13 protein-coding genes and 1 tRNA gene are annotated in these 10,801 nt (G+C 75.2%); 8 read left to right on the top strand and 6 right to left on the bottom strand.

Translation table 11 applies throughout. The annotated features are described in order from the left end of the window. Window positions 1–698: YcnI family copper-binding membrane protein (locus tag LQ51_RS08470; protein ID WP_046564139.1), on the bottom strand; the 698-nt coding region annotated here is incomplete at its 3' end. An 18-nt stretch (window positions 699–716) separates the two neighbouring features. Next, window positions 717–2,399, bottom strand: a complete 1,683-nt coding sequence (locus tag LQ51_RS08465) for a copper resistance CopC/CopD family protein (protein ID WP_046564142.1) — start codon at window positions 2,397–2,399, stop codon at window positions 717–719. A 259-nt stretch (window positions 2,400–2,658) separates the two neighbouring features. On the opposite strand from LQ51_RS08465, the gene LQ51_RS08460 reads away from it, so the two are divergent. The 4 genes from LQ51_RS08460 to LQ51_RS08445 are packed head-to-tail and all read left to right on the top strand — an operon-like array spanning window position 2,659 to window position 5,594. Beyond that, window positions 2,659–3,240: a sigma-70 family RNA polymerase sigma factor gene (locus tag LQ51_RS08460; RefSeq protein ID WP_046564138.1), complete on the top strand. Its 582-nt coding sequence runs from the start codon at window positions 2,659–2,661 to the stop codon at window positions 3,238–3,240. A gap of 32 nt (window positions 3,241–3,272) precedes the next feature. After that, window positions 3,273–3,797 carry a MauE/DoxX family redox-associated membrane protein gene (locus LQ51_RS08455; RefSeq protein WP_046564137.1) on the top strand — a complete coding sequence of 175 codons (525 nt, stop codon included), beginning with the start codon at window positions 3,273–3,275 and terminating at the stop codon, window positions 3,795–3,797. After that, a complete protein-coding gene (locus tag LQ51_RS08450; RefSeq protein ID WP_046564136.1) occupies window positions 3,790–4,506 on the top strand; it encodes a DsbA family protein in 717 nt (238 codons plus the stop codon). The genes LQ51_RS08455 and LQ51_RS08450 overlap by 8 nt, the downstream gene beginning before the upstream one ends. Next, window positions 4,503–5,594, top strand: coding sequence for a hypothetical protein (locus LQ51_RS08445; RefSeq protein WP_046564135.1), 1,092 nt, complete (start codon window positions 4,503–4,505; stop codon window positions 5,592–5,594). Before LQ51_RS08450 ends, LQ51_RS08445 begins: the two co-directional genes overlap by 4 nt. Window positions 5,595–5,712: 118 nt before the next feature. On the opposite strand, the gene LQ51_RS08440 is transcribed toward LQ51_RS08445, so the two are convergent. Genes LQ51_RS08440 through LQ51_RS08425 form a run of 4 tightly spaced genes read right to left on the bottom strand, consistent with a single transcriptional unit; the run spans window position 5,713 to window position 8,475 of the window. Continuing rightward, window positions 5,713–6,486 carry an energy-coupling factor ABC transporter ATP-binding protein gene (locus LQ51_RS08440; protein ID WP_046564134.1) on the bottom strand — a complete coding sequence of 258 codons (774 nt, stop codon included), beginning with the start codon at window positions 6,484–6,486 and terminating at the stop codon, window positions 5,713–5,715. Beyond that, a complete protein-coding gene (gene cbiQ, locus LQ51_RS08435) occupies window positions 6,483–7,253 on the bottom strand; it encodes a cobalt ECF transporter T component CbiQ (RefSeq protein ID WP_046564133.1) in 771 nt (256 codons plus the stop codon). The genes LQ51_RS08440 and cbiQ overlap by 4 nt, the downstream gene beginning before the upstream one ends. A 14-nt stretch (window positions 7,254–7,267) precedes the next feature. Beyond that, window positions 7,268–7,759: a PDGLE domain-containing protein gene (locus LQ51_RS08430; protein WP_046564132.1), complete on the bottom strand. Its 492-nt coding sequence runs from the start codon at window positions 7,757–7,759 to the stop codon at window positions 7,268–7,270. Further along, complete coding sequence (locus tag LQ51_RS08425) at window positions 7,756–8,475, bottom strand: energy-coupling factor ABC transporter permease (RefSeq protein ID WP_046564131.1); 720 nt, start codon at window positions 8,473–8,475, stop codon at window positions 7,756–7,758. Before LQ51_RS08425 ends, LQ51_RS08430 begins: the two co-directional genes overlap by 4 nt. A 120-nt stretch (window positions 8,476–8,595) precedes the next feature. Here LQ51_RS08425 and bcp point away from each other — a divergent pair, with 120 nt between their 5' ends. The 4 genes from bcp to LQ51_RS08405 all read left to right on the top strand — a co-directional run bounded on the left by bcp (window position 8,596) and on the right by LQ51_RS08405 (window position 10,694). Further along, entirely contained in the window at window positions 8,596–9,066 is a 471-nt protein-coding gene (bcp, locus tag LQ51_RS08420; RefSeq protein ID WP_046564130.1) for a thioredoxin-dependent thiol peroxidase, read from the top strand. Between the two features lie 31 nt (window positions 9,067–9,097). Further along, window positions 9,098–10,024: an HNH endonuclease signature motif containing protein gene (locus LQ51_RS33330; protein ID WP_197087576.1), complete on the top strand. Its 927-nt coding sequence runs from the start codon at window positions 9,098–9,100 to the stop codon at window positions 10,022–10,024. After that, a tRNA-Leu gene (locus tag LQ51_RS08410) sits at window positions 9,989–10,074 on the top strand. The genes LQ51_RS33330 and LQ51_RS08410 overlap by 36 nt, the downstream gene beginning before the upstream one ends. Window positions 10,075–10,163: 89 nt before the next feature. After that, the gene (locus LQ51_RS08405; RefSeq protein ID WP_046564140.1) at window positions 10,164–10,694 is read left to right on the top strand and encodes a GNAT family N-acetyltransferase; all 531 of its coding nucleotides are present in this window, start codon (window positions 10,164–10,166) and stop codon (window positions 10,692–10,694) included. Window positions 10,695–10,801: the final 107 nt, after the last annotated feature.

The following is a 10,801-nucleotide window of genomic DNA, read 5'->3' as shown; positions in this document are numbered from 1 at the left end:
GCGGCCGTGCACCGTCCAGCCAGGACCAGACCGGCCAGGCCGGCGACCAGACCGGCCACCCCCAGGGCGGTGGCCGCACCGGCGTCGGAGTCGTCGTCATCGTCGTCGCCCGCGGCAGCCGGCGGGGCGCTCGCCGCCGGGGCGGCCGACGCCGAGGCGGCGGTCAGGGTGAGCACCGGGGCCGGATTCTCCGGCTCCGCCGCGCCGGGGGTCGGCTCCTCGATCCAGCGGGACACGTTGCCGTCGGAGTAGGTCTGCAGCACCTTGAAGACCATCCGGTCGACCTGCGGCAGCGGCCCCATCGAGACCGGGAACTCCTGGAACTCGCCCGGCTTCACGCCGCCGGCGGTCGCCGTCCAGGTCAACTTGGACACCGCCTCGGTGAGCTGGCTGCCGTGCACCTCGATCGGCGGGTCCACCTTGCGCTTCTGCACCGCCACCGTCCAGCCCGGCACCGGCATCGTCGAGACCGAGCCGACCGGGGCGTTCTCCGGCAGGTTCACCTCGACCTTGGTGGTCGACGCCGTGTCGCTCTCGTTGGGCACCCGGAACGCGAACCGGCCGTAGCCACCCTGGGTCGCCTCCTTCGGGTTGACCGTGACGTGCGCCGACGCGGCCCCGGCCAGGCCGAGCACGGCCGAGGCCACGACGGTGAGGGTGAGCGCGGCGGCGGTTGCGGTACGCCGGAATCGGATCATCGGACGGAGCGCCTCTCGTTACGTGACGGGCACGGTGGCGGTCACCGTGGCCTGGTCGATGTCGGACGTGCGGACGGTGAAGCGGAACTCCCACCGCCCGGCCGCCGGCAGGTTGAGCTCACCGGTGGCGTGGTTGTCGCTCAGCGGCAGCAGCGGGATCTCGATCGGCTCGATGCCGGCCGACGGCAGCGCGGCGGTCGCCTTCCACTCCTTGACCGGCTGCGGCCGGTTGTCCTTGCTGTACGCGTACAGGTGCAGCGAATTGTTGCCGCGCTCGGCGGGATCCAACTCGACCTGCAGGGAGTAGAGCGGGCTGGACAGCGTGGCGGAGAAGTAGTCGGTGGGGCCCCCGGTCACGTCGGTGCCGGCGGTGCGGGCCGGGGTGGTCTGCACCAGGGTCGCCGACACGCCGAGCACCACCGCGGTGATCAGCAGCTCGACCAGCACCACCCGGCGCATCGCCCCCGGTCGGCCCGCAGCGCGGCGCCGGCGTACCAGCGACCGGGAGTACGCGGCCACCCCGATCACCAGCGCGAACAGGACGATCTTGGCGAGCAGCAGTCGCCCGTACGTGGTGTCGAAAAGCGCGGACAGGCTGGCCACCTCGATCAGCCCCTGCACCGTGCCGGCCAGCAGCAGCGCGGCCACCGCCAGCGCCGCCCAGCGGGACCAGATCGGCAGGATCGCGTCCAGTTCCCGCTCGTCGGCGCGGCGCAGCAGGAACACCGCGAGCATCACCAGGCCACCCAGCCAGACGGCCATGCTGCCCAGGTGCACCGCGTCCACCACCACCGACACCGCCGGCGCCGGTGAGGCCGCCGGGTGCCCGGCCAGCGGCCAGGTGAACAGCCCCGCCCCGGCCAGGATGGCCAGGATGACCGCGTCGGTCCGGCCGACCGGGCCCGCGAAGAGCGGGCGGAGCAGGAACGCCGCCGCCGCGAGCAGCCCGAGCCGGACCAGGTGCGCGGTGCCGTACGTGCTGCCGAGCACGTCGCCCAGGCCCGCCCCGGTCACCTCGAACAACCGGCCGCCGTTGGTGTACGGCACCTGCAACCACACCTCGGCCAGGGTGGCCACGGCCAGCAGGCCCAGCCCCGACCAGGCCAGCCGGGCCGGGCCGCGGCGGGACAGCCGGCGCGGCCAGAGCGCCGCCAGCACCAGGGCCGGACCGACCAGCAGCAGCAGGCCCACGTACCCGGCGTACCGGGCGACCTTGACCGCGTTGCCCACCACCGGGTCGGCGCGGGTGTCCGGGCCCGAGTCGCTGGGCGGCGTCGACGGCGCGCCCACCGAGTAGGTGAACGCGCCGGAGACCGGGTGGCTGTCGGCGGAAATCACCCGGTAGCTCACCAGGTAGGTGCCGCGCGCCCCGGAGGAGTCCACCGGGATGGTCACCACCGTGCCCTTGAAGATCGGCTCACCGCGGTCGGCCCGGGAGCCGTCCGGCGCGATCACCCGGACCTTGTCGGGGACCTTGCGGACCCCCTCGCTGAAGGTCAGCACCACCTCGGCCGGCGCGCTCGGCACCACCGAGGCGGCGGTCGGGCTGGTGCTCACCAGCACGGCGTGGGCACTGGCCGGGGTGGCCGGGGCGAGCAGCAGGGCGAGCAGGGTGACCAGCAGGCCGGCGGCGGCACCCAGCCGGGCGGCCCAGCGACGGTCGGCCACGGCCACGGGCCGGCGGCGTACGGCAGCAGTCATGACCGTCATGCTTCCCGACCCGACCCCCGTGCGGCGAACCGGCCTCATCCGCGCCCCGCACCGGGCCGCGGGCGGCACCGCGCCGCGCCGGCCCGGACGGCGGCGGGCACCCGCCACGCGGACCGCGCCACGCGTACGTCGTCGCACGTCATGTCGGGTAGTCGGAAGACCGGCGGAAAAAGTTCCCGGCGTGGCCCGGGTCATGGAATGGGCCGAACGACCCTGTCACTCACAGATACCCCGCGTAACCTCGACTGTCGTGACCCCCGCCCCGCGCGACACCCCCGCCGACGGCCCGCCACCGGGCGCCGCCCCGGACCGGGCGACCGGCTGGGCGCTGGCCGCCCGCGACGGAGACCCGGCCGCGCCGGCCGCCCTCGTCCGGGCCACCCAGGCCGAGGTGTGGCGGTTCGCCGCCGCCCTGGTCGACCCGGACAGCGCGGACGACCTCACCCAGGAGACCTACCTGCGGGCGTTCCGGGCGCTGCCCGGCTTCGAGGGGCGCTCCAGCGCGCATACCTGGCTGCTCGGCATCGCCCGCCGGACCTGCGCCGACCACCTGCGCACGGTGATCCGGCGGCGCCGGCTGGACGAACGGCTGGCGGCGCACGCCGCCACCGACCGGCCCCACCCCGACCCGGCCGGCGAGTTCGGCGCGACCGACCTGGTCCGCCGGCTGCCCGCCGAGCGGCGCGCCGCGTTCGTGCTCACCCAACTGCTCGGCCTGTCGTACGCGGAGGCGGCCGCGGTGGAGGGGGTGCCGGTGGGCACCATCCGTTCCCGGGTCGCCCGGGCCCGCGCCGACCTGGTCGACGCCGCCAGCGACGCGTTGACCGGTTGACCATGGAACCAATCACGGAACCCGGGCGACCAATGAGTGTGAGCACACCTCGCGTACCGGCCACCCGCTGGGCCACCCTCCGGCCCTGGCTGGGCCTCGCCGCCCGGCTCGGGCTCGCCGCCGTCTGGCTCTACGCCGGTGGCAGCAAGGTCGGTGACCTCGGCGCCTCCGGCCGGGCGGTCAACGCCTACCAGCTCATGCCGTACGACGTGGCCGCGGTGCTCGGCGCCGCGCTGCCCTTCGTCGAGCTGGCCCTCGGTGTGCTGCTGCTCGTCGGGCTGGCCACCCGGCTGGCCGCCGGCGTCTCCACGGCCCTGCTGGTGGTCTTCATCGCCGGCATCGCCTCGGCGTGGTCGCGCGGCCTGGCCATCGACTGCGGGTGCTTCGGCAGCGGCGGCCAGCTCGCCGCCGGCCAGGCCCCGAGCTACCTGCCGGAGATCCTCCGGGACCTGGGCTTCCTGGTGCTGGCCGGATTCCTGCTGTGCTGGCCCCGCACCCCGTTCTCGGTGGACGGCTGGCTGGCGGGCGCACCTTCCCTGGAGGACGAGGATGAGTAGTCGCAAGCAGCAGAAGAACGCGGCCCGGGTGGTCCGCGAGCAGCTCGCCCGGGAACGGCGCCGCCGGCGCACCCTCTGGACCACGATCGCCGCGGTGCTGGTGCTGGTCATCGCCGGCGGCATCGGCTGGGCCGTGTACTCCAGCCAGAAGTCGACCGGCTTCACGGCCCCGCCCGGCGCCAACGACGCCGGCACCGGCATCGTCGAGGGCACCGGCAAGGTCACCATCGACCTGTACGAGGACTACCAGTGCCCGGCCTGCCGGCAGTTCCAGGAGGCCAGCGGCGCGACCCTCAAGCAGCTGGTCAGCGAGGGCAAGGCGAAGGTGGTCTTCCACCCGGTCGTCTTCCTCAACCGCTTCTCCACCACCGAGTACTCGACCCGCTCCGCGGCCGCCTCCGGCTGCGCCGCCAAGGGCGGCAAGTTCACCGAGTTCACCGACCAGCTCTTCGCCAAGCAGCCGCCGGAGAACAGCGCCGGGCTCAGCAACGACGAGTTGATCGACATCGGCGCGGGGGTCGGGTTGAACCGCGACGACTTCGCCTCCTGCGTCCGGGACGGCACCTACCGGTCGTGGACCGAACACGTCACCGACGAGGCGAGCAAGGCCGGCGTCACCAGCACCCCGACCATCAAGGTCAACGGCCGGGACGTCGAGGACCGCTCCCCCGAAGGGCTCCGGGCGGCGGTGGAGGCGGCCGGCAAGTGAACCCGGCGCCACTGCGGCGGGCGGGGCTGATCGTCTTCGCCGCGCTCGCCGCCCTCCTCACCTCCGCCAGCCCGGCCGCCGCGCACGGCGCGGACGCCCCCGACGGCACCGACTACCGGGCCACCGTGACCGCGGTCGCCCCGGCCCGGCCCGGCCTCACCGCCCGGCTGGTCGAGGCCGGCGCCCGGCTGGAGCTGACCAACCGCACCGGCGCCGACGTCGAGGTGCTCGGCTACTCCGGCGAGCCCTACCTGCGCGTCGGGCCGGGCGGGGTGTACGAGAACACCCGCTCCCCCGCCACCTACCTGAACCGCACCATCGCCGGCGACACCCGGCTCTCCCCCGAGGCGGACCCGGCGGCCACCCCGGTCTGGCGGCGGATCGGCGACGGCCCGACGGCCCGCTGGCACGACCAGCGGACGCTCTGGCTCGACCCGGCGCAGCCCGCCCCGGTCACCGCCGACCCCGGCCGCGAGCACCGGATCCGCGACTGGGTGGTGCCGCTGCGCGCCGGGGACCGGACCATCGAGGTACGCGGCACCCTCGACTGGCTGCCGCCGCCCGACCCGTACCCGTGGTGGGCCGCCGCCACGCTCGGCTTCCTGCTGCTCGGCGCGGCCGGGCTGGCGCCCGCCGGCACGGCCGCCGGGGTCCGCGCGCTGCGCGCGGTCGCGGCCCTGCTCACCGTGGGCGGGCTGGCCGCCGTGGCCGTCGCCGTCGGCCGGGCCCTGGACGCCGGGGCGGACGGACCGGGCGGGCTGCTGCTCGGGCTGCTCACCGGGCAGACCTGGACGCTGCTCACCGGGCTCGGCGCGGTCGCGGCCGGCGGGTACGCGCTGATCCGTCGGGCGGCCGCCGACTTCCCGGCCACCCTGGCCGGGGCCTGCCTGGTGCTCTTCGCCGGGGTGCCGAACCTGGCCGTGCTGGCCCGCGCGGTGGCGCCGGTGGCCGGGCCGGCCGGCCTGGCCCGCCTCCTGGTGGCGATCGTGCTGGCCACCGGGGCCGGCGCGACCGCCGCCGGCCTGCTGCGGCTGCACACCGCCGCCCGGGCCGCCCGCCCGGACCTCGCCCGACGCGTCTCCCACTGACCGCCGCACGACCGCGCGGAGGCCCGGCACCGCCCGTCCCACCCGGCACGTCGTGACCGCGCGCCGGCGGAGTCCGGCCGCGCGGCTCAGGAGGGCGGTCGACGCCCGTCCGCGCGGCTCAGGAAGGGCGGGCGACGGCGCGCGGGTCGAAGGCGTACGGCAGTTCGAGGCGGTGCTCGGCCAGCAGCGCCGGGTCGGTGAGCAGGTCGAGGGTGGGGGCGTCGGCAACGATCCGGCCCCCGTCCAGGATCACCGAACGGGTGCAGAGCTCGGCCGCGTACGGCAGGTCATGGGTGACCATCAGCAGGGTCACCGGCAGGCCACGCAGGATCTCCGCCAGCTCCCGCCGGGCCGCCGGGTCGAGGTTCGACGACGGCTCGTCGAGCACCAGGATCTCCGGGTGCATCGCCAGCACGGTGGCCACCGCCACCCGCCGCCGCTGCCCGAACGAGAGGTGGTGCGGGGCCCGCTCCCGGTGCTCGCTCATCCCCACCGCGGCCAGCGCCTCGTCCACCCGGGCGGCCAGCTCGGCCCCGCGCAGCCCCAGGTTCGCCGGGCCGAACGCCACGTCCTCGGCCACCGTCGGCAGGAACAGCTGGTCGTCGGGATCCTGGAAGACGATGCCCACCCGGCGGCGGATCTCCGCGAGGGTGTCCCGGTCCCGGCTGACCGCCAGGCCACCCACGCTGACCGTGCCCTCGGCCGGCGCGAGGATGCCGTTGAGGTGCAACACCAGGGTGGTCTTGCCGGCGCCGTTCGGGCCGAGCAGCGCCACCCGGTCGCCGCGCGGCACGGTCAGGTCCACCCCGTGCAGGGCGACGTGACCGTCCGGGTACGCGTACCGGACGCCACGGACGTCCAGGGAGGGCGGCTGCTGCACGTACCCGATCATGTCAGCACGAGCGCGACGGCGGCGATGGTGGCCGCGATCACCGGCACCGTCGCGGCGGCCGCCCACTGCCCGGCGGTGGCCGCGCCGCCGCCCTGCCACACCGCGGGCATCCGGCCCGTGTAGCCGCGCGACACCATCGCCAGGTAGACCCGCTCGCCCCGCTCGAACGCGCGCAGGAACAGCGCGCCCACCCCGGCCGCGAAGCCGCGCAGCTGCCACAGGAACCGCGGGTCGTCGCCCCGGGAGACCCGGGCCACCCGCATCCGCCGGGCCTCACCCACCAGCACGTCCAGGTAGCGCAGCATGAACGTGGCGATCTGGGTGAGCACCTGCGGGCAGCGCAGCCGGTCCAGGCCGACGATCAGGTCGCGGGTCGTCGTGGTCGCCGCCAGCAGCAGCGAGGCGAGCACGCCCAACGTCCCCTTGGCCAGGATGTTCCACGCGCCGTGCAGCCCGTCCACGGAGAGGCTCAGCCCGGCCACCTCGACCCGCTCACCGGCGCCGAGGAACGGCAACGCGAACGCGAAGAGCACGAACGGCAGCTCGATCAGCGCCCGGCTCAACAACCAGCGCGGCCCGACCCGGGCCAGCGCCGCCACCCCCGCCACCAGCAGCGCGTACCCGCCGAAGGCCCAGTACGCCTCCCGGGGCGTGGCCACCACCGCGACGGTGAACAGCACCATCGCGGCGATCTTCACCTCCGGCGCGAGGCGGTGCACCGGGGAGGACGACTCGCGGTAGAGCACGTGCGCATGCCCGGCGCCCATCGGTCGGGTACCCCTCAGCGGGTGCCGGCGCGGGTCGCGCGCGCGGCGTGGGTCTCGTCGCCGGCGGGCGGCTCGCCCGGGCCGGTGGCGGTCGGGTCGGCGGTGGTCACGCCGGCCGTCGCATCGCCCGGGCCGGCGATGGTCGGGTCGGCGCCGGCCGGGGCGGTCGCCGGGCCGCGCCGGCGGGCCAGCCAGAACAGGCCACCTCCGAGGGCGAAGGTGAGCAGCACGCCGAGCACCCCGGACAGGCCGGTGGAGAGGAAACCGTTGCGTACCCCGCGGACGCCGTAGTCGGCGAGCGGGCTGTCCGCCAGCTCGTGGTCCTTCGCCTGCTGGGCCGGGCAGCTGCCACCGGTGATCTCGTCGTCGGCGTTCACCGTACAGCCCTTGAGCAGCGACGAGTCCAGCCCGTCCGGGTGCGCCGAGGCGTAGTTGCTGACCACGCCGGCCAGGAGCAGGGCGACCAGCAGGCCGCCGAGGAGGAAGGGCCAGGACCGCTTGCTCATCGGGCACCTCCGGCGACCGGGACGGCGGGAGCCGGCGCGGCCGGCTTCAGGGCGCGCAGCGCGTACACCAGGTCGGGGCGGACCTTCGCGACGGTGACCACCGTGGTCGCGGTGATCAGACCCTCGCCGATGCCGATCAGCAGGTGCACCCCGGCCATCGTGCCGGCCAGCCCGGCCAGGTTGCCGCCCAGGTCGGTGGTGCCGCCCAGCCAGTACTGGAGCACGAAACCCTGGGACGCGACCACGACGCTGAGCAGCGCGGAGACGAACGCCGTGACGGCCAGTCCGGCCGGGGTGCGCCGCAGCACCCGCAGCAGCAACGCGATCAGCAGGTACGCCGCCGCCGTGCCGAGCAGCGCCATGTTGGTGATGTTGAGGCCCAGCATGGCGACCCCGCCGTCACCGAAGACCAGCGCCTGCACGACCAGCACCACGGCCACGCAGAGCGCGCCGACCCACGGGCCGACCAGCAGCGCGGCGAGCGCGCCGCCGAGCAGGTGACCGCTCACCCCGGCCGTGAAGATCGGGAAGTTGAGCATCTGCACGGCGAAGATGAATGCGGCCACCAGGCCGGCCATCGGCGCCAGCCGGTCGTCGAGGTCGCGGCGGCCGCGCAGCACGCAGAGAGTGAGCGCGGCGAGCGCGAGCGCCGCGAAGATCGCGGCAACGGGACCGTCGATGATCCCGTTGGAGATGTGCATCGCCAGGGTTTCCACGAGCCGAGCTTATTTGTGGAGAGCCGTTGTTGCCAATCCCTTGCAACAAGCCGTCGTGATCATCACGGTGGGCGCGTCGCCACCGGACCCACCCCACCCGGCGGCGGTATCGTCACCGCCATGACCGACCGCCTCAGCCCCGGCGACCCCGCCCCCGAGTTCACCCTCCCCACCGACAGCGGCGGGACCCTCTCCCTGGCCGACCTGCGCGGCCGCAAGGTCATCCTGTACGCCTACCCGGCCGCCATGACCCCCGGCTGCACCAAGCAGGCCTGCGACTTCCGCGACTCGCTCGCCTCGCTCCAGGCCGCCAGCTACGAGGTCGTCGGCATCTCCCCGGACAAGCCGCAGAAGCTGGCCACGTTCCGCGAGCGCGACGCCATCACCTTCCCGCTCGTCGCCGACACCGACAAGGCCGTGCTCACCGCGTACGGCGCGTACGGCGAGAAGCAGATGTACGGCCGGACCGTCACCGGCGTGATCCGGTCCACCTTCGTGGTGGACGAGGACGGGAAGATCGAACGGGCGCTCTACAACGTCAAGGCCACCGGGCACGTCGCGAAGCTGCGCCGCGACCTCGGCCTGGACTGAATCCGTCACACCCGGCCGCTACCGTCCGTGCGTGGTTCGCTACAAGTACTCGCCCGAGGCGCTCGCGGCAGCGGCGGCCCGCGCCCGCAGCGTCACCGAGGTCATGCGGCTGCTCGGGGTGCGGATCAGCGGTGGCTCGCACGCGCACATCAGCCGGCAGCTCAAGCGCTTCGGCATCGACACATCGCACTTCACCGGCGGCCGGCACCACGCCGGCCGCCCCAGCGCCCGCCGCACCGCGTCGGTACGGGTGCTGGCGCGGCTGCCGGTCGGCTCCCGTCGTACGCCCGGCACCCGGCTGAAATGGGCGCTGCGCGACATCGGCGTGCCCGAGGAATGCGAGGAGTGCGGCGTCGGCCCGCGCTGGCGGGGTCGGCCGCTCACCCTGCACGTGGACCACGTGAACGGCGACTTCCTCGACAACCGGCCACCCAACCTGCGAATCCTCTGCCCGAACTGCCACAGCCAGACCGACACCTACGCGGGACGCAACCGGAGCGCGGCACCACACGCGGGCCCCGTGCCGCCCCGCACCGGACCGGCGCCCTCCCGGGCCGAGCCGGTGCCGCGGCTTCCCCCGGCCGACGTCGAGGAGCTGGTGCGGCAGGTGGACCGCGGTGCCCTCGGCCCGAGCGAGGCCGCCCGGCGGATCGGCTGCCACCGCAACCACGTGGCCCGGCTCCGCGCCCGCCTCGCCGCCCGGGGCACCGTCGCGCCCAGGCGGGCCGGCCCGTCCGCGTTCGCGGAGACCGTCATCGCGCACGCCCTCGCTCATCCCACGCTCGGCCCCCGCAAGCTCGCCGCACTCGTCGCCGTGGCCTCCGGCGGTGAGTGCGCGGTCAGCCATGGAACGGTGTCGAACATTCTGCGGCGAGCCGGACTGCACACCGTCTCCGCGCGACGCTCTAGACTCAGCGGGTCGGCGGGAGTGGCGGAACGGCAGACGCGCAGGCCTTAGGAGCCTGTGTCCGAGAGGACGTGGGGGTTCGAAACCCCCCTCCCGCACCAGATCTCCAGGGACCCCTGCGGTGGACAGCGGTGTCGCGATGGTCACGAAGGCGGGTGCCCGCCGTGGCGCCCGGCGCAGGATGACCGGCGTGAGCTTGCACTTCGTCCTCGACCCGGTCCTCACCCCGAGCCTGCGCGACCAGCTCGTCACGCTCTGGGTGGACGCCACCAACGCCGGCGGCGCGGTCGGCTTCGTCGCCCCGGTGAGCGCGGCCGACGTCCGTCCGGTCGCCGAGGCGGCCTTCGCCGGCATCGCGGACGGGCCGGACCGGCTGCTGGTCGGCTACGCGGGAGACCGCCCGGCCGGCATGCTGATCATCGTGGACCACCGGTTCCCGCTGAAGGACCACTGGCGGGTGCTCAAGCGGGTGATGGTGCACCCGGACGCCCAGGGGCACGGGTACGGCGCCGCGCTGATGCGCGAGGCCGAGCGGGTCTGCCGCGCGGCGGGGCTGGCCGCGCTGCACGTCACGGTCCGCGCCGGGCTGGGCCTGGAGTCGTTCTACGCGCGGCTCGGGTACCGGGAGGTGGGCCGGCTGCCGGGCGCGCTGCGGCTGGCCCCCGGCGACGACCGCGACGAGGTCCTGATGTGGCTCGACCTGGCGGCACCGGCGACCTGACCCCACCCACCGGACCGGTCCGCCCAGCCGGCCGGCAACCGCGGACGGCGGCCGGTCGCGGGCCGCCCGCGACGCGCGGGCGTGCGGCCCGGAGCGGCCACCACCCC

Source organism: Micromonospora sp. HK10 (genome assembly GCF_000982955.1).
Lineage (GTDB): Bacteria > Actinomycetota > Actinomycetes > Mycobacteriales > Micromonosporaceae > Micromonospora.
Note: the sequence above shows the minus strand (reverse complement) of the source record. Positions and strands in the feature narration are given on the sequence as shown.

What these genes read in the sequence shown, in the direction of transcription:
- LQ51_RS08450 (WP_046564136.1), top strand. Translation starts at nt 3,790, where the DNA reads ATGAGTAGTCGCAAGCAGCAGAAGAACGCGGCCCGGGTGGTCCGCGAG.
- cbiQ (WP_046564133.1), bottom strand. Translation starts at nt 7,253, where the DNA reads ATGGGCGCCGGGCATGCGCACGTGCTCTACCGCGAGTCGTCCTCCCCG.
- LQ51_RS08430 (WP_046564132.1), bottom strand. Translation starts at nt 7,759, where the DNA reads ATGAGCAAGCGGTCCTGGCCCTTCCTCCTCGGCGGCCTGCTGGTCGCC.
- LQ51_RS08465 (WP_046564142.1), bottom strand. Translation starts at nt 2,399, where the DNA reads ATGACTGCTGCCGTACGCCGCCGGCCCGTGGCCGTGGCCGACCGTCGC.
- LQ51_RS08455 (WP_046564137.1), top strand. Translation starts at nt 3,273, where the DNA reads ATGAGTGTGAGCACACCTCGCGTACCGGCCACCCGCTGGGCCACCCTC.
- LQ51_RS08440 (WP_046564134.1), bottom strand. Translation starts at nt 6,486, where the DNA reads ATGATCGGGTACGTGCAGCAGCCGCCCTCCCTGGACGTCCGTGGCGTC.
- bcp (WP_046564130.1), top strand. Translation starts at nt 8,596, where the DNA reads ATGACCGACCGCCTCAGCCCCGGCGACCCCGCCCCCGAGTTCACCCTC.